Annotated in this window: 21 protein-coding genes; 12 read left to right on the plus strand and 9 right to left on the minus strand. The window is 46.5% G+C overall.

Annotated elements, in window-relative coordinates:
* The first annotated feature begins 316 nt into the window (after window positions 1-316).
* The 5 genes from EMM73_RS04890 to EMM73_RS04910 all read left to right on the plus strand — a co-directional run bounded on the left by EMM73_RS04890 (window position 317) and on the right by EMM73_RS04910 (window position 5,902).
* Window positions 317-733, plus strand: coding sequence for a type 2 periplasmic-binding domain-containing protein (locus EMM73_RS04890; protein ID WP_222422599.1), 417 nt, complete (start codon window positions 317-319; stop codon window positions 731-733).
* A gap of 10 nt (window positions 734-743) precedes the next feature.
* Window positions 744-1,988, plus strand: coding sequence for a porin (locus tag EMM73_RS04895; protein WP_127685335.1), 1,245 nt, complete (start codon window positions 744-746; stop codon window positions 1,986-1,988).
* Window positions 1,989-2,298: 310 nt separating this feature from the next.
* Window positions 2,299-3,231, plus strand: coding sequence for a glycine--tRNA ligase subunit alpha (gene glyQ / locus EMM73_RS04900; protein WP_127685336.1), 933 nt, complete (start codon window positions 2,299-2,301; stop codon window positions 3,229-3,231).
* Window positions 3,231-5,288, plus strand: a complete 2,058-nt coding sequence (glyS, locus tag EMM73_RS04905; RefSeq protein WP_127685337.1) for a glycine--tRNA ligase subunit beta — start codon at window positions 3,231-3,233, stop codon at window positions 5,286-5,288. Before glyQ ends, glyS begins: the two co-directional genes overlap by 1 nt.
* Before the next feature lie 338 nt (window positions 5,289-5,626).
* Window positions 5,627-5,902: a hypothetical protein gene (locus EMM73_RS04910; protein ID WP_127685338.1), complete on the plus strand. Its 276-nt coding sequence runs from the start codon at window positions 5,627-5,629 to the stop codon at window positions 5,900-5,902.
* Window positions 5,903-5,978: 76 nt separating this feature from the next.
* Here the strand turns inward: EMM73_RS04910 and EMM73_RS04915 are convergent, their stop codons facing one another.
* The 3 genes from EMM73_RS04915 to EMM73_RS04925 are packed head-to-tail and all read right to left on the minus strand — an operon-like array spanning window position 5,979 to window position 8,478.
* The gene (locus EMM73_RS04915; RefSeq protein ID WP_127685339.1) at window positions 5,979-6,719 is read right to left on the minus strand and encodes a LytR/AlgR family response regulator transcription factor; all 741 of its coding nucleotides are present in this window, start codon (window positions 6,717-6,719) and stop codon (window positions 5,979-5,981) included.
* A gap of 26 nt (window positions 6,720-6,745) precedes the next feature.
* Window positions 6,746-7,753 (minus strand): sensor histidine kinase, encoded by a 1,008-nt coding sequence (locus EMM73_RS04920; RefSeq protein ID WP_127685340.1) that lies wholly within the window; start codon window positions 7,751-7,753, stop codon window positions 6,746-6,748.
* Window positions 7,753-8,478: a hypothetical protein gene (locus EMM73_RS04925; protein ID WP_127685341.1), complete on the minus strand. Its 726-nt coding sequence runs from the start codon at window positions 8,476-8,478 to the stop codon at window positions 7,753-7,755. Before EMM73_RS04925 ends, EMM73_RS04920 begins: the two co-directional genes overlap by 1 nt.
* Window positions 8,479-8,710: 232 nt before the next feature.
* Between EMM73_RS04925 and EMM73_RS04930 the strand changes: the two genes are divergently transcribed.
* The gene (locus EMM73_RS04930; RefSeq protein ID WP_127685342.1) at window positions 8,711-9,589 is read left to right on the plus strand and encodes a S1 family peptidase; all 879 of its coding nucleotides are present in this window, start codon (window positions 8,711-8,713) and stop codon (window positions 9,587-9,589) included.
* A 13-nt stretch (window positions 9,590-9,602) separates the two neighbouring features.
* Here EMM73_RS04930 and tusA read toward each other — a convergent pair whose 3' ends face one another.
* Entirely contained in the window at window positions 9,603-9,857 is a 255-nt protein-coding gene (tusA, locus tag EMM73_RS04935; protein WP_127685343.1) for a sulfurtransferase TusA, read from the minus strand.
* 184 nt (window positions 9,858-10,041) lie between these two features.
* Between tusA and EMM73_RS04940 the strand changes: the two genes are divergently transcribed.
* Together EMM73_RS04940 and EMM73_RS04945 are read left to right on the plus strand one after the other, a co-directional pair.
* Complete coding sequence (locus EMM73_RS04940; RefSeq protein WP_127685344.1) at window positions 10,042-10,455, plus strand: nucleotidyltransferase substrate binding protein; 414 nt, start codon at window positions 10,042-10,044, stop codon at window positions 10,453-10,455.
* Window positions 10,452-10,769: a nucleotidyltransferase family protein gene (locus EMM73_RS04945; protein ID WP_127685345.1), complete on the plus strand. Its 318-nt coding sequence runs from the start codon at window positions 10,452-10,454 to the stop codon at window positions 10,767-10,769. Before EMM73_RS04940 ends, EMM73_RS04945 begins: the two co-directional genes overlap by 4 nt.
* 205 nt (window positions 10,770-10,974) lie before the next feature.
* Here the strand turns inward: EMM73_RS04945 and fadA are convergent, their stop codons facing one another.
* A complete protein-coding gene (fadA, locus tag EMM73_RS04950; RefSeq protein WP_127685346.1) occupies window positions 10,975-12,141 on the minus strand; it encodes an acetyl-CoA C-acyltransferase FadA in 1,167 nt (388 codons plus the stop codon).
* A 15-nt stretch (window positions 12,142-12,156) separates the two neighbouring features.
* Window positions 12,157-14,310 (minus strand): fatty acid oxidation complex subunit alpha FadB, encoded by a 2,154-nt coding sequence (fadB, locus tag EMM73_RS04955; RefSeq protein ID WP_127685347.1) that lies wholly within the window; start codon window positions 14,308-14,310, stop codon window positions 12,157-12,159.
* Between the two features lie 171 nt (window positions 14,311-14,481).
* Between fadB and EMM73_RS04960 the strand changes: the two genes are divergently transcribed.
* The 4 genes from EMM73_RS04960 to EMM73_RS04975 all read left to right on the plus strand — a co-directional run bounded on the left by EMM73_RS04960 (window position 14,482) and on the right by EMM73_RS04975 (window position 19,889).
* Window positions 14,482-16,404 carry a transglycosylase SLT domain-containing protein gene (locus EMM73_RS04960; RefSeq protein WP_127685348.1) on the plus strand — a complete coding sequence of 641 codons (1,923 nt, stop codon included), beginning with the start codon at window positions 14,482-14,484 and terminating at the stop codon, window positions 16,402-16,404.
* 63 nt (window positions 16,405-16,467) lie between these two features.
* Window positions 16,468-17,790 carry a Xaa-Pro dipeptidase gene (gene pepQ / locus EMM73_RS04965; protein ID WP_127685349.1) on the plus strand — a complete coding sequence of 441 codons (1,323 nt, stop codon included), beginning with the start codon at window positions 16,468-16,470 and terminating at the stop codon, window positions 17,788-17,790.
* Between the two features lie 9 nt (window positions 17,791-17,799).
* Window positions 17,800-18,438, plus strand: a complete 639-nt coding sequence (locus tag EMM73_RS04970; protein WP_127685350.1) for an IMPACT family protein — start codon at window positions 17,800-17,802, stop codon at window positions 18,436-18,438.
* A complete protein-coding gene (locus EMM73_RS04975; RefSeq protein ID WP_127685351.1) occupies window positions 18,438-19,889 on the plus strand; it encodes a TrkH family potassium uptake protein in 1,452 nt (483 codons plus the stop codon). The genes EMM73_RS04970 and EMM73_RS04975 overlap by 1 nt, the downstream gene beginning before the upstream one ends.
* 169 nt (window positions 19,890-20,058) lie before the next feature.
* Here the strand turns inward: EMM73_RS04975 and trkA are convergent, their stop codons facing one another.
* Genes trkA through fmt form a run of 3 tightly spaced genes read right to left on the minus strand, consistent with a single transcriptional unit; the run spans window position 20,059 to window position 23,705 of the window.
* Complete coding sequence (gene trkA, locus EMM73_RS04980) at window positions 20,059-21,435, minus strand: Trk system potassium transporter TrkA (RefSeq protein WP_127685352.1); 1,377 nt, start codon at window positions 21,433-21,435, stop codon at window positions 20,059-20,061.
* 12 nt (window positions 21,436-21,447) lie between these two features.
* Window positions 21,448-22,746, minus strand: a complete 1,299-nt coding sequence (gene rsmB / locus EMM73_RS04985; protein ID WP_127685353.1) for a 16S rRNA (cytosine(967)-C(5))-methyltransferase RsmB — start codon at window positions 22,744-22,746, stop codon at window positions 21,448-21,450.
* Window positions 22,746-23,705, minus strand: a complete 960-nt coding sequence (gene fmt / locus EMM73_RS04990; protein WP_127685354.1) for a methionyl-tRNA formyltransferase — start codon at window positions 23,703-23,705, stop codon at window positions 22,746-22,748. The genes rsmB and fmt overlap by 1 nt, the downstream gene beginning before the upstream one ends.
* Window position 23,706: the final 1 nt, after the last annotated feature.

Consider the following 23,706-nt stretch of genomic DNA (forward strand, 5'->3'; position numbering starts at 1 on the left):
TATTATTACTGGTATTCTTTTTTATATCTATTAAGGCCAGTTAGCAGAAGCTAACTGGCCTACCTCTTTAATACTATACCTCTTGCGTGCTATCTGCCTTATTGTCTAACAATGCACTAGAAAAACTCTGCGAATACAAATGATTTTTCGCCTGCATCTCGAATAAAAAATAATACCCAACAACGATCAGCTGAGAAAAGCTATGGCAAATAAAACTGCCCAAACATCAATTTTCTAAAAAATAAAACTGTAAGGTTGGAAAATAGGACTGCCTGCTACTAGAGTTGAAAGTGGAAGCAAATATAAGGAAAATCAGATGAACCTAAGTAAACTTGGTATAACGATTTTTACATTAAGTCTTTTCAGTAACCCCCTCTATAGTCAGGTAGCCGTTATCGTCCATGCAACAAACCAACAAGCTTTAACGGAATCAGATATTAAAAACCTATTTACCGGAAAACTAAAAAGCTTCCCTGATGGCAATCCTGTGATTGTATTAAATTTACCCGAGGGTGATCCTAATCAATCATTGTTCAACCAGAAGGTGCTTGGCCGCTCTGATGCACAAGTCAAAGCGTTTTGGTCAAAGTTAATGTTCACAGGAAAAGGAACTCCGCCAAAAGAAGTCACCGCTGAGGAGATGATAAAGCTCGTGAGTGAAAATCCAAGCACTATCGGCATAGTTGATAGCGCTGCTGTCTCGGATAAGGTTCGGGTTTTAATCCAACATTGAGGATTTCCTTATGCTAAAAATACTTAGTTTTATTGTGATGGTGATAGCCTTTAACGTTCATGCCGATAGTGATATCAAATTTAGCGGATATGGATCCTTCGTTGCGGGTAAGGTCATTGGCGGGGATATAGATCCATCAGGTGAAAAAGAGTTCCAAGTCGATTTTTATGACTATGCGTTTTACACCGAAGAACTGGGTCTTGAACAAGAATCTCTGGTCGCCTTGCAAATGCAGGCGGCTATTAATGACAAACTAAATGCTACTATACAACTTGTTGCCAAAGGTGCTGATGAATGGAGCCCAGACATAGATTGGGCCTATTTAAGCTATCAGGTGGGTACTGACGGTTCATTAATTGTAGGTAGACGAATGTTGCCTATGTATTACTTTTCAGAATATATGGAGGTAGGGTATGCCTATCCTTGGATCAGACCTCCAGCTAATCTTTATTGGTGGGAAATAACTCAATTCAATGGCTTGACCTATATTCATACAATAAACTTTGGAGACTGGACTGTAAACGCTAGTGTGTTTGGCGGAAGAGAGACACAGAATAATATTAAATCACATGATTTTTGGAGAAACAGAGGCGGGTATTATTTTCCAGAAGAAGGTAATTATATTGCAGGGACTGCAGATGTAACCTGGAGTAAGATACTTGGAACTAACATTGCGTTTAGTAATGACTGGATAGACATCAGAGCTTCATACTTTAGTACAAACTATAATACAACAGCTGACATATATTTTATTGACGAATTTGACCTCGATGGCGATGGCGTCATAGACCAAAGAATTGAACGAAGAACAAATCCTGATGGTACTCCTATTACGTCAGGAGATTGGCCGTTAACTGACTTTGGTCTAGATTTTTTTGGCTTGGGTGGCAGTTTTACGTTTGAGTATGTGACTTTTTTGTTCGACTACAACTATGTCTTTTATGACGATGGTTATGGTTCCGAGTTCCCTACCTACTATTTAAGCCTTGTTTACAATCATGATACTTGGCAACCTTATGTCGGATTGTCATCAGCAAAACTCAAACTGACTAAAGACTGGCAAGGATTTGGTACAGGTGAGGCTGAAGAACATGAGATTTTCACAGTGGGTGTCAGATACAACCTGGCTAGCAGTGCAGCTGTAAAACTAGAATACAACGATTTTAAAGACAAAGGAGATAGACTTCCCTGGTACGATTTCAGTTATCACAATGATGCGCAGTTGATAAGCCTTGGAATAGATTTTGTATTTTGAAAAGAAAAATGAGTGGCGGTCTTGTGGTGGCTCTCCAGCTACTTGACTGCCACGTTTTATCCTCAGTGGGATATTTCATATTACGCTGATTCAAAGCCAATTTATGTGTTTATTCATGTAGGTATCCGAAAAGGCGAACAGGCCGCAATATGCTGAGTACGTAAGTTCAAAAAAACCACACTCTTGATATCATTTAAATTTCAATATGACCCTGAATCTTAAAAAACCCATAAAAAACGCGGCTTAGCGCTACAGTTCGACGCCGCAAATGGGTATACTTTTCAGTCATTTTTACCAGCAGGTCAGGCTAATGCAAAAGTACGATATGAAGACCTTCCAGGGGTTGATCCTGGCATTACAAGATTATTGGGCACGCCAGGGCTGCGTTATTGTTCAGCCGCTGGATATGGAAGTAGGGGCCGGTACTTTCCATCCTATGACTTTTTTACGTTCTTTAGGCCCTGAGCCTACCAACGTGGCTTATGTGCAGCCTTGCCGCCGTCCTACCGATGGCCGTTACGGTGAAAACCCAAACCGTCTGCAGCACTACTATCAGTTTCAGGTGATCTTAAAGCCGTCACCAGCCAATATTCAGGAACTGTATTTAGGTTCCTTACGTGAACTGGGTATTGATACCCTGGTGCACGATATCCGCTTTGTCGAAGACAACTGGGAATCGCCAACGCTGGGCGCCTGGGGTCTGGGCTGGGAAGTATGGCTAAACGGCATGGAAGTGACTCAGTTCACTTATTTCCAGCAAGTAGGTGGCTTAGAGTGCCGCCCTGTCACAGGCGAAATTACCTATGGTTTAGAGCGTCTGGCGATGTACATCCAGGGCGTCGACAGTATTTATGATCTGGTGTGGGCTGACGGTCCTTTAGGCCGTGTCACTTACGGTGATGTGTTCCACCAGAACGAAGTAGAGCAGTCCACCTACAACTTTGAATATGCGGACGTGCCAGCGCTGTTCACTTACTTCGATCAGTGTGAAGCTGAAAGCCAGAAGCTGATTGAAGCAGGTTTAGCTTTACCGGCTTATGAAAAAGTAATGAAAGCCTCGCACGCTTTTAACTTACTGGATGCTCGTCACGCCATTTCTGTGACCGAGCGTCAGCGTTATATTCTGCGGGTACGCACCCTGGCTAAAGCCTGTGCTGAAGCCTATTTCGCTGCGCGGGAAAAGTTAGGTTTTCCCCTATGTAGTGACAGCAAGAGCCGTAACCAGTCAACGCAGGAGGCATAATGTCTGTGCAAGATTTTTTCGTAGAAATTGGTACCGAAGAGTTACCACCAAAAGCTTTAAAAACCTTAGCTACTGCCTTTAGCGACAACATTGTTGAAGAGCTGGCGAAACACAACTTAAGCCATGGCGACGTCAGCTGGTACGCAGCACCTCGTCGTTTAGCTGTTCGCGTCAATCAACTGGCGTTGCAACAGCAAGACAAAGTGGTTGAAAAACGTGGCCCGGCTTTAGCTGCTGCTTTTGATGCCGATGGTCAGCCCACTAAAGCTGCTGCAGCCTGGGCTGCATCAAACGGTATTACCGCTGAGCAGGCCGAGCGTTTAGAAACCGACAAAGGCGCCTGGCTCATTCATAAAGCACTGATTAAAGGCGAAAGCACTGCTTCTTTATTACCAGCTGTGATCAGCACTGCTTTAGCTAAACTGCCAATTGCCAAGCCAATGCGCTGGGGCAATTCAACGGCCGAATTTATCCGCCCTGTGCACACTGTTACTCTTTTATTAGGTGACGACGTAGTGCCTGCTACTATTCTTGGCAAAGAGTCGGGCCGCGTTAGCTATGGCCACCGTTTCCATGCACCAGCTTTGGTAGAAATCAAAAATGCCGATGCCTACTTAAGCACGCTGGAACAGCGTTATGTCATTGCCGACTTCGCCAAACGTAAAGCCATTATTGCTGAAAACGTGACAGCTCAGGCTAAAGCTTTAAACGGCGTGGCGCTGATGGATGATGCCCTGCTTGAAGAAGTTGCCTCTTTAGTGGAATGGCCAGTTGTGTTGGTCGGTTCTTTTGAAGAACGTTTCCTGCAAGTTCCGGCTGAGCCGTTAATCTCCACCATGAAAGACAACCAGAAGTATTTTCCGCTGGTTGATAACAATGGCAAGTTATTGAATAAATTCATTTTTGTAGCGAACATCGCCAGCAAAGACCCAAGCCAGATTATCTCTGGTAACGAAAAAGTCGTGCGCCCACGTTTATCCGACGCTCAGTTCTTTTTTGTCACAGACGCCAAAACCAAACTTGTTGATCGTCTGCCAGCTTTAAGTACCGTATTGTTCCAGCAAAAGCTGGGTACTTTATTAGAAAAGTCAGAGCGTATTGCCAAAGTTGCCGCTTTTATTGCCGGCAAAATTGGTGCTGATGTACAACATGCAGAACGCGCTGGTTTGTTATCTAAAACCGATTTAATGACTAATATGGTTGGCGAGTTCCCTGAAGTGCAGGGCGTGATGGGTATGCATTATGCCCGTCTGGACGGTGAAGCCGAAGCTGTGGCTGTAGCGCTGAATGAGCAATACAAACCACGTTTTGCCGGTGACAGCCTGCCAAGCCAGCTCGAAGCTTGTGCTGTAGCCATCGCCGATAAGATGGATTCGTTGGTTGGTATTTTTGGTATAGGTCAGGCGCCAAAAGGCGACAAAGACCCCTTCGCCTTACGTCGTGCTGCCATTGGTGCACTGCGTATTATGGTCGAAAAACAGTTACCACTGGATCTGATTGAACTGATTGAATTCAGCAAAACCACCTTTGGTGACAAATTGACTCAAGCCAGCGTTTCCGACGAAGTGCTGGACTTTATGTTAGGCCGTTTCCGCGCCTGGTACGAAGGCGAAGGTTTTGGTGTAGACGTGATCCAGGCTGTATTAGCCCGCCGTCCAACCAATCCGGCCGACTTCGACCGTCGTGTTAAAGCTGTAGCTGAATTCCGTAAACTGGATGCCGCTTTAGCTTTAGCTGCTGCCAATAAGCGGGTAGCGAATATCCTGGCCAAAGTGACAGAAGCTATTCCTGCCAGCATCAACAGCGCTCTGCTGACTGAAGAAGCCGAACAAGCTCTGTATAAGGCCATAGTGGCTGAACAGGCCTATCAGGCCACAGTGAGCAGCTACGCTGAAGGTTTAAGCCATCTGGCGGCCATGCGCGATGTAGTAGACCAGTTCTTCGACAAAGTGATGGTGAATGCCGACGACGCAGCAGTACGCTTAAACCGTCAGGCTTTGTTGCAGCAATTGCGTCAGTTATTCCTGCGCGTAGCGGATATTTCAGTATTGCAGTGATACATTGCCTTGATCGTTAATTGATTGATAGTAATTAAAAAAGGAGCTTCGGCTCCTTTTTTAATTTCTCAATTAGAACAAATAGGTTTCGCTCGCAGTACTTCTAGCTGTCCATCAATCGTTACTAAAGTATTGTGCTCAGACCACTTTAGAGAGCTGGAACTGTGCCACTTCAAGTGAACGTTATCTTTATTTAAGATTAAAACTTAAGGATGTGCCAAGTCTGTTATAAAAGATTTACCGCTTTTATAGCTTACACAATAGCAGGGTGATTGGTGTGAATATAAGGTTCTCTGTAATCTTGGGTGAGAGAGCCTTATCACAAGAAGGTGAATAGAATGCTTAATTTAGTAATTGGTCTTCATATACTACTTTGGTTTGTCGCCTTTGGTACTTTTGCTTCCGATACGAATATTGCTTTAATTAAGGTCGGCGGCGGTTTAATGTTAAGCCTCATTTTTGGCTGCATTATTTTTGAGTTGATTAAAACATCACAGGTAGTTTCCCATCTAACTGTTATTGTAAGAAAAACTCTCGCACATAGTTTAGGTTTCTTATTTGGCTTTCCACTTGTTTTGCTTATTGTTCATTTATCCTTTCGATTAACCTCTTAGTTCATAGTGGTGCAATTGAACAAAAAGTAGATGAAGCATCTTCGTTTACAATCTTGCTCTGTTTTTTATCGAAAACCTACTGATTTAACCACTTCCTAAACAACGCCGTTCTGGTTTTGCTGCTGATAGCCGGTTCTTTATCGCAGCTTAGCACTACAGCCACTGACTCTTTGTTGTAAGGCTCTACCTGCAAAATACTGCTGATATGTAGGATATCGCTGCGGTTTAGCCGGAAGAATTCGCTGGGGTCGAGTTGGCTTTCTATATCGCCTAAGTTTGCTTCTGTCAGTATATGCACGCTGTTGTGTTTATCTGTCGCAAGCAACACGCCGTTTGCGGCACGGATAAGCAGAATATCGGCAACTGGTAAAATAGATAAGCTTTGGCCTTTACGTAATAAAAAGCGTTTTTTATATGCAGGAGCTGCGGCTATAAAGGGCTGCTGCAGCTTATGTTTAAGCTGGGCAAAGTTCAGCATAGCTTCGGCGAATCTGGGGTAGGAGAAGGGCTTCAGTAAATAATCCACGGCTTGGTATTGAAACACCTGCATCCAGTATTGATCGTAAGCTGTGGTGAAAAGCACAGGACAAGGTAAATCCAGCTGTTCCAACGCAGTAAATACCTGACCATCTGTCAGCTCTACATCAGAGAAGATTAAATCCAGCTGCACAGCTTTAGGCTCAGCAGCGAAAAACTCCAGTACCTGGGCTACAGAACTGAGCTGAGCGATCACTTCGGCATCGGGCTGATATCGTTTCAGATAACCGGCCAGCTTTTCTGCTGCTAAAAGCTCGTCTTCAATAATCAGTACTTTCATGGCTAATCCTTGCTTATACCGCTAATTTACACACTATGCTGCAGCGGCACTTGAACGATAAATTCGTCGTTTTGTATCACTGCGATGGGCTTGCCAAGCAGGGCCAGGCAACGTTCGGATAAGTTAGCTAAACCAGTGCCAGTGCCTGGCTGAGCAAAAGCTTTGGGTCTCAGTGAATGGCGCACTATCAACTGGTTGTGCTGAAGTTTCAGTTGAATCAACAAAGGTTGTTCGGCTGAAGCGCTGTTATGTTTCACTGCGTTTTCCAATAGCAGCTGCAGGCAGCAGGGTACTAATTGGTAGTTGGTTTGCTGCTGCGGCTCAATAGTGATTTGCAACTGAAAACTGGCCGGAAAACGCTGTGCCAGCAGCGCCATATACTGCTGTGCAAAAGCAAGCTCGTCGGCCAAAGGTACTAAATTTTTACCGCCTTGTTGCAACTGGTAACGGTAAATATCGGCAAAATGGTCGAGAAACTGTTCGGCCTGATCCGGGTTCTTATGTATCAGCACAGAGAGCACATTTAAGTTATTAAATAAAAAGTGCGGGTCCAGCTGTTGTTGCAGCAATTGCAGTTTGAACTGCTGGTTATGCTGCTGCGCCTGCATCAGTTCCAGTTGCTGTTGTTGCTGGCGTTTTAATGCCTGCCATAGCAGGTCTGCAGCCGCTATTAAACTATGTACCAGCAGATACATCAGGCTGACCCGCAGATACTGCTGCAGTACCAATGGCTGGCTAGTTACTGTGTCTATTAGCAGCTGTAGTCCTGTCATCAAGCTAACAAAAATCAGCAAACTTAAGCCAAAGTTTTGGCTATAACGCTGCAGCAATGAAGCCGCAGCGCCTTTAGCCCAAAGTACAGCATCTAACTTGCGGCTTAACCAAAGCGATAACATAGCCTGCAAGGTTAGCCAGACAGGTGCATCGGCATGAAATTGTAGCTGTTGTCCTGGCGCTGTTTGCAGCAGCGCCAGGTACAACATCAAGCCATAAGAGAACAACAATAACAGGGCAAAGGTTTTTAGCTGTTTCATTAGTTCACCTGCACTGCTTCTGGTAAACGCATCAGTTCGCTGCCATCTGCGGCATAAAACACCAGTTGAGGCTTGCCATCTGTACCCACAGCCATTTCAATTCGTTTATTTCCTTGTGGATCATTAAGTTGCAGCATAGCTTTTTTGTTTAATGTGCCATAAAAAGCCCTTCTGTTACCATGAATATCTGGGTGGAGTTGCTCTAGCTCTTTTATGCGTGCTGAAGCTTTGGCATCACCTTTTTCTGCGGCCAGCATCAGTTGCATATAGTCATCAACAGGGTATTGCGGTCTGTCTATCACGTTCAGGCCAGTCACCAGCATACCGTCTTGTTCCACATGCTGCAGCGCCAGGCTTTGGTCCTGATTGTAACGGTCAAAAGATAAATGCAGGCCATGCTCCACTTTGCCGTCTTTTTCAAAACCCCGGAATACAAAGCCACCGTTTTCTGTACCTTCGTCATTGTAAAAAATCATGCCTGGACGCGGACCCGGATCAAAAAACTCTTTGCCATCTTTAATGGCTTTAGGCGCATGGCCGGTATTGGCAATGACCAAACGTGGATGACCGCTGGGTTCCATCACATTAATACGCTGCACATTGAGTTCTCGCACTGTAGTGCTGTCGCTTGGCAGCAGCTGGGTTTTAATGGTTAAAGCCGCCAGCGCCGTGACTAGCAGCAGGTTTAAGTTGGTTTGGTTAAAGACTTTGTTGGACTGTTGCATGGTATTTTCCTTGTTTATCAGTGGCTAAGTGTCTTGATGCAGGCAGTGTGGCGGAAGGGGGTTGGCCCTCACAGAGCGAACAGATAAAGAGCGGAAAAACGCATTTAAAGGGAGGATAAATTCAGACGGAATAGCGAATGGTGTTTAAATAACTGCTTACATTTAATGCCTTAAGTGGTTTTTGTTTTTCTGTCAGTCTGATTGTTATTAAAAGCTAAATAAGGAAAATCTGATGCGGAACAGGATCAATCTAAAGCTGTTGAGTGGTGGCTTACTTATGGCGACCAGTATTCTGGCCATGCCGGCTTCGGCTATTGTTATTCGTCACGACAAAGCGCCAGAGCTGTATCTGGCGTCCAGGGCTGATTTTCCACCTTTGGTGACCTTCTACAACATTGGTGTGCACGGCACTTTGATTGCGCCTGAATGGGTACTTACCGCTGCTCATACGGTGTTTTGCTTAAATCCCGGCCAGCCTGTTCAGGTGGGAGATGAGTTGGTAGAAGTAAAAGCTCGTTATAGCTACCCGTCATATCAGTTGGGTGAACACAATGATTTGGCACTGATTAAACTGGCAAAACCTGTGCTTGGTGTGGAGCCTGCTAAGTTATACCGCCAGCAGGACGAGCGCGATCAAGTGCTTTGGTTTATTGGCAGCGGCGGCACTGGTACTGGTTTAACAGGTGAAACTCTAGGCTATAAAGAAAACAACGGCGTACTGCGTAAGGCTCAGAATAAAGTAACTGCAGTGACCAAATCCGATCTGCGTTTTGTTTTTGAATCTGATCAACAAGCTCTGGAGCTGGAAGGTATATCAGGCAATGGCGACAGTGGTGGCCCGGCGTATCTGAAAAAAGACGATGGTTATTACCTGCTGGGCGTGAGTTCCAGAGTGGATTCCTGGTTTAAAGATGTAGGCGAATATGGCGTCAAAGAGCTGTATACCAGAGTATCCAGTCATGCCAGTTGGATAGATCAGGTGATGGCTGCGGATGATGCAGCAAGAGCAAAACTAAGCTCTGCAGATGGGTTTTTACAAGAAGGTATGACAGCTGAAAACCTGCCGGGCATTTGTGCTTCTTTAAGCCTTAAAGCTAAGCCTGAAAACTAAGTCTTAGCTGTGGTTAGCCAGATTTTTTCACTAAATAGCGATAAGGCTCGACACTGGTATCACTGGCTACCAGCTCATGTTCCATAAAACGACAGAAAGCCGGAATATCGCGGGTAGTGGCCGGGTCGTCCGCTATGATCAATAGCGTCTGGCCCGCCGTCATTTTTCGAATAGCAAGTCGAGTCAGCATCACAGGCTCAGGACAACGTAAACCTAAAGTATCCAGCTGCTGATCGGCCGCTAAAAACAACTGTTCCGGATTCGACATAGTTCAGGTTCCACGTGAGAAAAGGCGCTTATGCTAACTTAGCTTATTCGTGCTGAAAAGCCGGATTTAGGCGAAAACCCCAACTTCAGGCTAAGATAGGGCAAAAGATAGCAAATTACGCTAGCATAGCGTTAATTTCCCCTATACCTGCGGTTGTGACAAAGCTTGATACAGGACTTAGCTGATGAATGATTTGGTTCTCGATCTCACCCCTTTACATAATGCCACCAATAGGCTGCATGAAGGTTGGTTAAGGTATCAGCAAGATATAAGTGACACGCAAATTCGCGATGGTCTGGTACAACGTTTTGAGTTTACTTATGAAATCAGCCATAAAATGCTGAAACGTTACCTGGAAATGGCGTCGGCGACCCCTGAGCTATTTGATCAGATGCCTTTTCAGGATTTGATCCGCACCGGTAATGAGCAGGGTTTATTACTCGGAAGCTGGCCAGACTGGCGTTTGTATCGTGAAATGCGTGGCAAAACCAGTCATAGCTACGATGAAGCTGTGGCTTTAGAAGTGGTGGCAGGTATTCCAAAGTTTTTAGCTGAGGCCAGCTATTTATCTGAGCAGTTGCAAAAGAGGATGGCATGAGTATCAGTCAGTTAGATATCAGTTCTGAACATTTGGCCATAGTGCAGCAGATCTTGCGACAACTAGTGCCTTCCTGTGAAGTCTGGGCTTTTGGCTCACGCGTGAAAGGGGCAGCTAAGCCTTTTTCTGATTTGGATTTGGTGGTTATGTCACAGCAGCCTTTGCCTTTAGCCTTAATGGCCAGTTTAAGCGAAGCCTTTTCGGAGTCTGATTTACCGTGGAAAGTCGATATTGTAGATTGGTCGACAACAAGCCCTGATTTCAAAGCTGTGATTGATCAGCAGAAAGTCAAAGTTCAGGCTGTGGTGTTTTAAAGCCTCCGCAGTTGCATTTCAAAGTACAAATAGAAAGGGCTGGCCAACGCCAACCCTCTTATTCAAAAGCTAGTATCTAATACCCTAAGTAATTGATGTTGCAGAGCGGCAACAAGGGTACGAGACCCCAGGAGCATAGCTCACTATGTGACTGGGGCGAGAGCCCGCAGTCAACAAAGCTGCAGCTTCAAGTACGAAGGGTATCCTATTCAACACGCTCAAACACTGTCGCTATACCCTGGCCTAAGCCAATACACATAGTAGCTAAGCCGTATTTGCCGCCTTTATCTTCCAGCACGTTAATCAGTGTGGTGCTGATCCGTGAACCAGAGCAGCCCAGCGGGTGGCCTAAAGCGATAGCGCCGCCATTTAAGTTTACTTTGGTGTCCATCACTTCCAGTAAACCTAAGTCTTTCATCACAGGCAGAGCCTGTGCAGCGAAAGCTTCGTTTAACTCAGCGTAGTCGATATCGGCGATAGTGATACCAGCAGCTTTTAAAGCTTTTTTACTGGCTGGCACTGGGCCATAACCCATAATAGACGGATCACAACCTGCGATACCCATACCTATGACTTTGGCGCGGATTTTTAAGCCTAAGGCTTTGGCTTTTTCTTCACTCATCACCAGCATGCCAGAAGCACCGTCTGATAAGGCAGAAGAAGTACCAGCAGTCACAGTACCGTTAGCCGGGTCAAATACAGGACGTAAAGCGCCCAAAGCTTCTACTGTGGTCTCAGGACGAATGACTTCGTCGGTATCAAATACTCTTAATACGCCATCAGCGTCATGGCCCTGCACAGGGATAATTTCGTTTTTAAAACGACCCTGCAAAGTGGCTTCATACGCCAAACGGTGTGAGCGGGCGCCAAACTCGTCTTGTTGCTGACGGCTGATGCCATGCAGTTTACCTAAGAGTTCAGCTGTTAAACCCATCATGCCTGAAGCTTTGGCGATGTTTTTGCCTAAACCAGGGTGGAAATCCACACCGTGGGTCATAGGCACATGGCCCATATGTTCCACGCCACCAATTAAATACACCTCACCCATACCGGTTTGAATGGCACGTACTGCGTCGTGTAAGGCTTGCATCGATGAACCACAAAGGCGGTTTACCGTGACTGCCGGCACTGAATGTGGAATACCTGCCAATAACGACGCATTACGGGCGACGTTAAAACCTTGTTCCAGAGTTTGTTGTACACAACCCCAGATAATGTCGTCTATCTCGGCCGGATCTAAAGCCGGATTACGCTCGACCAGAGCGGCCATTACATAGGCTGATAATTCTTCAGCACGCACGTTGCGGAAGATACCAGCTTTAGAACGACCCATAGGGGTACGGATACAATCAACGATCACTGCTTGTTTCATTTGTTTCTCTCCGCCTTAAACCGGGTAGAACACGGCACCAGAAGCTGCCATGGCGCGGGTTTTGTCTGTTACCTGATAGATTTCACCTAAGTGGGCATATTTGTCAGCTAAAGCAACAAAGTTCGCCAGACCAATGGTGTCGGCATAACGCAACGGGCCACCACGGAACGGAGGGAAACCTAAACCATAAATTAAGCCCATATCCGCTTCTGCAGCGCTGGCAACAATGCCTTCTTCTAAGCAGCGGATCACTTCGTTAATCATGGGCACCATACAACGGGCAATAATATCGTCGGCGCTGAATTCCACGCCTGAAGCACCAGCTTTAGCCAGTAAGTCATAGGATACTGCATCAGAATCTTTTTTCGGCTTGCCTTTGGCATCTTTGCTGTACGCATAGAAACCTACACCGTTTTTCTGACCATAACGCTGTGCCTGATACATCAGAGCCACTGGGTCGTTTTCGACTTTGCCCATACGGGTTGGGAAACCAGCTGCCATCACGTCTGTGCAGTGGAAGGCGGTATCTAAACCAACAACGTCCAGCAAGTAAGCAGGGCCCATAGGCCAGCCGAAAGTTTTTTCCATCACTTTGTCTACTTTGGCAAAGTCAGCACCGTCTAATACCAGTTTGCTGAAACCTGCAAAGTACGGGAACAAGACGCGGTTGACATAGAAACCAGGGCAGTCGTTGACCACAATAGGAGATTTACCCATTCTGGCAGCGTAAGCTACCACTGCAGCTACAGTTTCTTCGCTGGTGTCTTTACCACGAATCACTTCGACCAAAGGCATTTGGTGCACAGGGTTAAAGAAGTGCATACCACAGAAGCGGCTTGGGTCTTTTAAGTTTGCCGCTAAAGAATCAATGGAGATGGTTGAGGTGTTGGAGGTAATAATGGCATCTGCCGCTACTAATTCTTCCACTTCTTTTAATACAGCACCTTTGATTTTTGGGTTTTCAACGACTGCTTCTACCACTATATCAACGCTTTTTACCGGTTCCATGCTCAAAGTTGGCTGAATGCTGGCAATCACTTTCGCCATACCTACAGCATCTAACTTTTTGCGCTCAACTTGCTTGTTTAATAGCTTAGTGGCTTCGCCCATACCCAGCTCTAAAGCTTTGTCGGCTATGTCTTTCATCACGACTGGCACGCCTTTTAATGCAGACTGGTAAGCGATACCGCCGCCCATAATGCCTGCGCCTAATACGGCTGCTTTTTTGATATCTTTGGTTGCTACTTTGGCGGCTTTTTTCGCTTTGCCTTTAATCAGCTGGTCATTGAGGAATAAACCAATCTGTGCAGCAGCAGCTGTAGTTTTTGCCAGTTTAGCAAAAGAGGCGTTTTCTAAAGCGACAGCACCAGCACGGTCTAAGCGGGCTGCAGCTTCAATAGTTTCTACCGCCACCATAGGAGCAGGGTAATGTTTACCTGCATTGGCAAACACCATGCCTTTGGCGGTGTTGAAGCTCATCATAGCTTCAATTTTATTCAGCTTTAACGGCTGTAATTTAGCAGCGCGTTTTTTCTGCCAGTTCAGTTTGCCGGCTATGGCATCCTTAATCATCGACAGCGCAGCGTCTTTTAATTTTTCAGGAGCAACCACGGCGTCAATAGCGCCTTCTTTTAACGCTGCATCAGCGCCACGCTCTTTACCAGTGGTGATCCATTCCATACCACCGTCAGCACCAATAATGCGAGGTAAACGAACTGAACCACCAAAGCCAGGCATTAAGCCGAGTTTTACTTCAGGTAAACCTACTTTGGCTGTGGTGTCTGCCACACGGTAGTCTGCTGCTAAGGTCCACTCAAAACCACCACCTAAGGCAAAACCACGAATTGCAGCAATGGTAGGAACTGGTAAATCTTCTGCCAGGTCAAATACATCAGAGGCAGATTTGATCCAAGGGATAAGTTCAGCTTCAGGCTGCTGGAATGTACCTAAAAACTCAGTAATGTCAGCGCCTACGATGAATGCGTCTTTTCCTGAGGTGTAAATCACGCCTTTGAGGTTTTTATCTGCATGCAGCAGATTCAAAGCGGCGCGACAATCTGCTAAGGTTTGTTGGTCAAATTTATTAACTGAACCTGCAGCATTAAAGGTAAACTCGGCAATACCATCCGCCAGATAGGCGACGGTGATGCTGTTACTCTGGTAGATCATGAATGTTCTCCTTCGTCCGATAGGGTGGACTATTGCTTTTATTCGCAACTGGTAAGATGAGTCTATTGCAGTCTCAGTGTGTCGTGGTTAAGTAAAAATTTCAACCGTTATTTAAACACTTGTTTGAATTTGCGATAGATGTCTCAGTAACTATAGGTGGTAAAAATTTGTATGTGGCGATTCTGCTCTGTTTTCCGTCCATCGCTCTGGTTACTGACAACAGCCGCTGTGTCCCTGGTTTTTCCCGCTCATGCCATCAATGAAGGCATGCGTAAGCGTTTTGCTTTAGCTGAAGATAACATTCACAAGCTGACCGAAACTCAGGCCAAAAAAGTATTAAAAGAAATGGAAACTTACCCGCTGCAGCCTTATCTGGAGCTGGAGTGGCTGAGTAAATCGCTGGATGACACCAATGCTGTTGTACGTTTTATGCAGGAGCATCAAGGCACACCATTGGAGCGTACTTTACGTAAACGCTGGCTGATGTATCTGGCCGATCGTAAACAAGCGCAGTTATTTCTGAAAAATTATCAGTATGGCTCAGATGTAGTGCTGGATTGCCAGGCGCTGGAAATGCGGCTGGTTCTAGAAAAGCCTGCTGCTGTGTGGCCTGCTGTGCGAGGCCTATGGGCTGTAGGCAAATCAAGACCAGATGAATGTGATCCCCTCTTTGACCGCTGGCGCAAAGCGGGTCAGCGCACACCAGAAGCTGTCTGGCAGCGAGTGTTGGCAGCAGTGAACGCAGATAATCAGCGAATGTTGCCTTACTTGCGCAGCTTATTGCCTAAAAATCAACAGTATTTGGCAGAAAAATGGGTGCAGGTGATGGATAATCCGGCTTTGGTGTACCGTAAAAACTTCCTGCCGTTACGCAGCCCGCTGGAGCGGGATTTAGCAGCTTACGGTATACAAAAGTTGGTCTGGAAAAAGCCTGATCAAGCTATAACGGTCTGGGAACGTTTTGCTCACGACCCTGCGTTCAGCAACGAAAACCGTGCTGTCACAGCGCGACAGATAGCTATAGCTCTGGCCAGTAAAAATGATCCTCGCGCTGAGAAGTTTATTAATATAGTGCCGGCTGAATACAAAGACAGTCTTTTTGTGCAGTGGAAACTGGCGACTTTGCTGCGTAAAAAAGACTGGTACGCCGTGATTGAAGCCGTGAAGGCCTTGCCGGAAGAGTTAGCCAAAGATGATGCCAACCAATATTGGTTAGCCCGTGCTTATCTGCAGGTCGATCTAAAGGAATCCTCCACTCATATTTATCAGCAACTGGCGAAAAAGCGCAGTTATTATGGCTATCTGGCTGCTGCCCATGTGGGGCTGGCCCCTAGTCTGGCACACAAACCAGTGCCTGTATCCGAAACTGATTTTTTAGCTTTTAAAAGTAGTGCCCCTATTCGCCGAATGAAAGAATGGCAAGCCATTAAAAGACCCAATGCGGCTAAACGTGAGTTGACGCATTTACAGCAATACGGCAGCGATTTGCAAAAATACAGTGCAGCTAAACTGGCTTTTGAACTGGGCTGGTACGACAACGCTATAGTAGCGCTGGCTAAAGCTGAATACTGGGATGATGTCGATTTACGTTTTCCTATGGCCTATAACAAAGAAATTCAAACCTATTCCAAAAAAGCCAAAGTTGACCCGGCTTGGGCTATGGCCATAGCACGGCGTGAAAGTACTTTTATACCAACTGCGAAGTCTCCTGTTGGCGCTCATGGTCTGATGCAAATTATGCCAGCGACGGCCAAACATATTACCGGGCGTAAAGTGCCAGTGGAGCAGTTGTATAATCCGGTTACCAATATCAACTATGGTACTTACTATCTGAATTATTTGATGAAACATACCGGCAATAATGTGGTATTTGCTACTGCGTCCTACAATGCCGGTTTTAGCAGAGTAAAATCCTGGATCCCTAAAGATGGTTCAGTACCTCTGGATATATGGGTGGAAACTATTCCTTTTAAAGAAACCCGTGATTATGTCAAAAACGTCATGATGTATTATCAGGTCTATAGTTTAAAAATGCAGAAAAATCAGCGTATTTTCGAACCCCTGGCCGAGATGAGGATAGGGATAGAAGGCTAAGCCTTCATGGTACACTAAGTTGATTTTAATGGTTTTTAGTAATAAATAACGGAATTTGAATTTATGCGTCCAGCTTATCAAGAACTTTATGCCGCTCATTTATTTGCGTTGCAGCAACGCACTAAAGCTGTATTAGCCCGCGAGAATTTGGACGCTTTGGTGATCCACTCTGGCCAGGCAAAACGCCAGTTCCTCGACGATATGGATTATCCTTTTAAAGTAAATCCATTGTTTAAAGCCTGGATCCCGGTAGTAGATAACCCAAATTGCTGGCTGATCGTAGACGGTGTGAATAAACCTAAGCTGGCTTTTTATCTGCCAAAAGATTTCTGGCATAAAGTGCCGGATGCTCCTGATTCGTTCTGGTCTGGTTTTTTTGATATTCAGATTCTGGAAAAAGCCAATCAGGTTGAACATGTTTTGCCTTATGACAAAGGCCGTATGGCTTATCTGGGCGAACATATTGAAGTGGCTAATGCTTTGGGTTTTAGCGAGATTAACCCTGAAGGCGTGATCAGTTATCTGCATTATCACCGCGCTTATAAAACCGACTATGAGCTGGCTTGTATGCGTCAGGCGAATAGCCTTGCGGTAGCCGGGCATAGTGCGGCGAAAGCTACTTTTATGGCCGGTGGATCAGAGTTTGATATTCAGCTGGCTTATCTGGCTGCTGTGGGGCAGGGCGAAAACGAAGTACCTTATGGCAATATCATAGCGCTGAACCAAAATGCGGCCATCTTGCATTACACAGCCTTGGAGCGGAATAAGCCGAACCAGTTTCATTCGTTTTTAATAGACGCTGGTGCCAGCTTTCATGGTTATGCCGCTGATATTACCCGTACTTACAGTTATTTAAATGACGAGTTTGCAGCGCTGATTAATGCGATGACGGACGTGGAGCTGAAGCTGGTTGCTGGTTTAAAACCCGGCATCAAGTATCCGGATTTACATATCGAAGCGCATCAATATATAGCTCAGGTTCTGGCTGACTTTAATTTTGTACAGATGTCCGCAGAGGGCATCCTGGAATCCGGTATCAGCCGTACTTTCTTCCCGCATGGCTTAGGTCATCACTTGGGGTTACAGGTACATGATGTCGGTGGTTTTATGGCGGATGAACGGGGTACTCATGTGGCAGCTCCTGCAGATCATCCATTCCTGCGTACCACTCGTCTGGTCGAGGCCAATATGGTTTTTACCATAGAGCCTGGTTTGTATTTTATTGATTCCTTGCTTGCTGATTTAAAAGAAACAGCTCATGGCAAAGCGGTGAACTGGGACAAAGTGGCTGAATTCCGTAAATACGGCGGTATTCGTATTGAAGATAACGTCATAGTGCACAAAGACCGCAATGAAAATATGACTCGTGATCTGAAGCTGGCTTAAGGTATTTTGATGTCCGGCTGGTGGGTGTTGGCTAAAACAGCTTCGTCTGAAACGGAGATCAAACGCAGCAGGTTTTTATGCACTTTATGGCCAATACAAAACCTGACCGAAGGCCAACAAGTGATTCGTCAGCAAAAACAGCAACATCCGCAGGCAGCCCACGTCTGCAGTGCTATGCTATTGCCAGCTGGCCCAACAGGTCAGCCTCAAGCATTCAGTGATGATGGTGAACCATCTGGCACAGCGGGTAAACCTATGCTGGCCGTATTGCAAGGCTCTGGCATGGTGGGGATTTGTGCCAGCGTAGTGCGTTATTATGGCGGCGTTCAGCTGGGCACTGGCGGTTTAGTTCGTGCTTACAGTGACGCGGTACGGCAGGCTTTGTTGTCGGCACAACGCGAATTTATACCTATAAGGCACCAGGCAGATTTATGTTTGTCTTATGCGGCTTTTGAAACTATGCAGCGGTTATGGCAGAACCGCTGGCTGATTGAACAACAAGAGTTTGACCAGCAAGTGCGCTTAACAGTGCGTATCGCTCAAAGCGATCAACAGGAATTTGAACAGCAGTTTATGCAGACCATACTCAGACTAAAAGAACTTCAGGCCAGCATTATCTGGCATCACAACGCAGAACAGGGCTCCTGATGCAATACCGTTCTATTATCCGGATTTTAGGCCTGTTGGTTGCCATCTTTAGTATCACCATGTTACCGCCTGCCTTTATCGCCTATTGGTATCAGGATGGCGCTGGTGTACCCTTTCTCTTGTCATTTTTTCTGTCGCTATTGATAGGATTTGTCGTCTGGTATCCCAACCGCAATGAAAAGTCTGAACTGAAAGTTCGGGAGGGCTTTTTAATAGTAGTGTTGTTCTGGACAGTGTTAGGGGCTGTTGGTGCTTTGCCCTTCTGGCTGGCAGATAAACCTGATATGAATCTGGCTGCCAGTATGTTTGAGTCTTTTTCAGGCTTAACTACCACGGGCGCTACAGTCTTAACCGGGTTAGAAAGTCTGCCCAAAGCTATTTTGTATTACCGCCAGCAAATGCAGTGGTTTGGTGGTATGGGGATTATTGTTCTAGCTGTGGCTATTCTGCCGATGTTAGGGGTGGGTGGTATGCAGTTGTATAGGGCTGAAACTCCGGGCCCGGTCAAAGATAACAAAATGACGCCTCGTATTGCAGATACAGCCAAGCATCTGTGGTTTATTTATTTAGGCATAACCATAGCCTGCGCTTTGTCTTTTTATATAGCGGGTATGAGTGCTTTTGATGCCATTTGTCATGCCTTTTCCACAGTGGCCATCGGTGGTTTTTCTACTTACGACGCCAGCATTGGTTACTTTAACAGCGTCAGTATTAATATGATTTGTGTTGTGTTTTTGCTGATCAGTTCAGTGAACTTCCCACTGCATTTTGCGGCTGTGAGGGGCAAAAATATCAAAACCTACTGGCGTGACCCTGAGCTAAAAGCTTTTATGGTGATCCAGTTGGCGTTGATGCTGATATGTTTTTTGGTGCTTTTGGAAGAGCAAATTTATCCGGACTGGCTCAGCGCGCTGAACCACGGTCTGTTTCAGGCCGTGTCTATGTCGACTACTGCAGGTTTCTCCACTGCAAGCTTTTCCAGCTGGCCTTTGTTTTTGCCTATTTTGCTGATTTTCGCCAGCTTTATCGGTGGTTGTGCAGGTTCGACTGCCGGTGGTTTAAAAGTAGTCAGGGTGTTGCTGTTATTCCTGCAAGGTAAAAGGGAGCTAAACCGCTTAGTGCATCCACGGGCTGTGTATTCCATCAAGCTTGGGCGGCGGCCTGTGCCGGATCGGATAGTGGAAGCGGTTTGGGGCTTTTTTGCGGCTTATACCCTGGTGTTTGTGGTCATTATGTTGTTGCTGTTGTTGGTGGGCATGGACAATATCAGCGCCTTTACCGCCACAGCAGCCTGTTTAAATAACTTAGGCCCGGGATTGGGTGAAGTTGCCGCCAACTTTGCCTCAGTGCCCGATGCAGGCAAGTGGATTTTAGTAGTGGCGATGATCTTTGGACGTTTAGAGATTTTTACGCTGTTAGTACTGTTTACTGCGGCGTTTTGGAAGGATTAGATCTTTGTAGTTTAAGATTGAAATTCTAGACGGGCTGGTGCAAGACCCGCCCCTACGGTTTTTTTACCACAATAGGTGTTAATCCATGTTCTGGTTGGATTGTAGGGGCCGCGGCTTGTCCAGGCCCTTGTGTTGTCATTAGACGGTCAGATACAAGAGCCGATCTGTATTAAATAAATATCGCGCTAACCTGGAATAAGCGTTCCACTTCGGTGATGTACTTTTTATCCACCAAAAATAAAATCACATGATCGTCAGTTTCTATCACTACGTTATCGTGGGCTATTAATACTTCATCACCACGCACTATGGCGCCTATGGTCGCACCTGGTGGCAGTTTAATCTGGCCTATGGCCTGACCTACTACTTTGGATGTCGATTTATCGCCGTGAGCTACAGCTTCAATAGCTTCGGCAGCGCCTCTGCGCAGTGAGTAAACGTTCACTATGTCACCACGACGAATATGGGTCAGCAAAGCTGAAATAGTCGCTTGTTGTGGTGATACTGCTATATCTACTTCGCCGCCTTGCAGCAAATCTACATAAGCACCGCGTTTAATCAGTACCATGGTTTTTTGTGCGCCCATACGTTTGGCTAGCATGGCCGACATAATATTGGCTTCATCATCATTGGTAACGGCTAAAAACACATCGACTTGCTCGATGTTTTCTTCTTCCAGCAGCTCTGGGTCTGAAGCGTCGCCAATATAAACCACTGTATTGTCCAAGGCGCTGGACAGAAATTCGGCGCGCTCCTTGCTGCGTTCGATCAGCTTCACGCTATGGTTTTTCTCTAAAGCGCGGGCCAAACCATAACCGACGTTACCGCCACCTGCGATCATAATGCGGTGGTAGCTTTTCTCCAGCTTTTGCAGCTCGCTCATCACAGCGCGGATGTGTTTAGTGGCAGCGACAAAAAACACTTCATCATCTGCTTCAATGACCGTAGTGCCTAAAGGCTTAATGGCGTGGCCACGACGGTAAATAGCGGCAACACGGGCATCCACATGCGGCATATGCTGTTTTAAGGTCGATAAGGCATGGCCTACCAGCAAACCACCGTAATAGGCTTTTACCGCTACTAAGCTGACGCGGCCTTCAGCAAATTCCACCACCTGCAAAGCGCCAGGGTAGTCAATCAGGCGTTTGATATAGTCGGTGACCAGGGTCTCAGGGGAAATAAAGTGATCAACCGGCATATCGTCTTTGTTAAACAACTGATCGCGGTATTTCAGATACTGATTGGTACGGATACGGGCAATTTTCAGCGGCGTATTGAAAATACTGTAGGCGACCTGACAAGCAACAATATTCACTTCGTCGCTGCTGGTGACCGCAATAATCATATCGGCATCTTCAGCGCCGGCACGTTTTAAAATATCCGGATGCGCGCTATGGCCATGCACTACCTGCAAATCGTATCTGTCTTGCAGGGCGCGTAGCTTTTCAATATTGGTGTCGACGACAGTAATGTCGTTTTGTTCACCGACCAGGTTTTCCGCTAAAGTGCCACCGACCTGACCTGCACCCAGAATGATAATTTTCATAAAGCCTCTGCGTTACCGCTTTGTCTTGCGAAGTTTGGCATAAAAGAAACCATCCATCTGCTGCTGGCCGGGCAAAATCTGCCAGTGCAAATCCGGGTGACTGTCGGCCAACGGGATTAATTTCGCATCTGCATGGTCGGTCAAAAAGGCTTGGATTTGTTGCAGATTTTCTTCCGGCAGTACAGAGCAGGTGGCATACAACAATTCAGCGTCTGGTTTTAACAAAGGCCATATCTTACGCAGAATCTGTTGCTGCAACTCGACTAATGGCGCTATGTCGGTTTTTTTCCGTAACCAGCGAATATCCGGATGACGGCGGATCACGCCAGTGGCCGAACAAGGCACATCCAACAATATACGGTCAAAGGTTTGAAAACCTGCCCAGTCATCCGGGTCTGCAGCGTCAGCGGCCATCACACGGGCATCTAAGCCTAAACGGTCGAGATTGTCATACACCCTGTCTAAACGGCGTGGGTCTTTATCCAGTGCTAATACATCGGCCTCTGGTGCCAGTTCCAGAATATGGCAGGTTTTGCCACCAGGAGCGCAACAGGCATCTAATACCGAATCTTTATTGCGGGCTCCCAGGAAATACGCCGCATGTTGAGCTGCGCCATCTTGTACTGAAAACCAGCCATCAGCATAACCTGGTAATAAGGTCACATCAGAGGCTTGTTCCAGCAGCAAAGCACAAGGTAAATAAGCAAAAGGCTGACTGGCGGCTATACCTTCGGCAGCAAGAGCGGCCAGATAAGCTTCGGGTGTGGTTCGTAGCTGATTTACCCGCAGCCATAAAGGCGCTTTTTGCTGATTTTCCCCCAGTATTTGCTGCCACTGCTCAGGATAAGCCTGTTGCAGCTGGGTGATGATCCAGCTTGGGTGGTTGTACTGGACTGGTAAAGGCGCATCCTGAAAATCAAACACTTCAGGTTTACGCTGCACTGAACGTAATACGGCGTTAATTAAACCTGTCAGGCTTTGGCCTTTTAATTCACGGGCCGCTTCTACGGTTTCGCCTATGGCGGCATGGTCTGGTACCCGTAAAAATTTCAGCTGATACAAACCGACGTAAATTAAAAACTGCAGCGGGCGCAGATGTTTGACCAGCGGTTTATCCATCAGTTTCTGACAGACAGTTTCCAGCTGAGGCAAATAGCGCATCACGCCAAAACAGATTTCCTGCAGCAGGGCTTTATCTAAAGGCGAGTCCAGCTCAATCTGAGCTTTATGCAACACTTCGGACAAGGACTTACCCTGATCCACCACCTGATAACAGGCTGTTGCCGCCAGAGCGCGTAAATTTTTACTCATCAGCTCTGCCCGTCAGCATTAGTCAGCATCTGGCCTGGCTGAAACCAGTCAGCGCGGCCATTGAGGAAATCCATCACTTTCATGGCTTTTTTACCGGCAGGTTGTAATTCGGTGATCACCAATACGCCATCGGAAGTTTGAATGGCGATGCCTTTTTTATCAACCCGCAAGACTTGGCCAGCTAAACCAGAACCAGGCTCTGTGACGGCGCGCCAGATTTTCAGCTGCTGAGCGCCCAATTGCAGATAACTGATAGGCCAGGGGTTAAAAGCCCGGATTTCGCGTTCAAGCGCTATGGCTGGTTTGCTGAAATCGAGCAAAGCTTCTTCTTTCGACAGCTTTTCGGCGTAGTTGGCCAGCTCATCCTGCTGTGGCTGAGCTTGAGCTTGCAGTGCTTCCAGATTTGCTAAAGCTTCTACCAATGCGACTGGGCCTGTTAACGCCAGTTTGTCGTATAAGCTGGTGCTGGTTTCATCCACAGCTATAGGCGTGCTGACCTTACTCAGCATAGCGCCTGTATCCAGGCCTATATCCATCTGCATAATAGTCACGCCGGATTCAGCATCACCTGCCCAAATGGCGCGTTGAATTGGCGCTGCACCACGCCAGCGTGGTAACAAGGAGCCATGCACATTAATACAACCTAAACGTGGTGCGTCGAGTACAGCTTGAGGCAGGATCAGACCATAAGCCACCACTATCATCAGATCGGCATTTAACGCCGCCAGTTCTTGTTGAGCTGCGGCTTTTTTTAACGACTTTGGCTGATACACCGGAATATCGTGTTGCAGCGCCAGTTGTTTCACCGGGCTTTGTTGTAATTGATGACCACGACCTGCAGGCCGGTCGGGTTGACTGTAGACGGCAATCACCTGATGAGGAGAATCCAGCAGGGCGGCGAGATGGCGGGCAGCAAAATCTGGTGTGCCCGCAAAGATAATACGTAAAGGAGTGGTCAAA

This window comes from Rheinheimera sediminis (assembly GCF_004005375.1).
GTDB lineage: Bacteria > Pseudomonadota > Gammaproteobacteria > Enterobacterales > Alteromonadaceae > Pararheinheimera.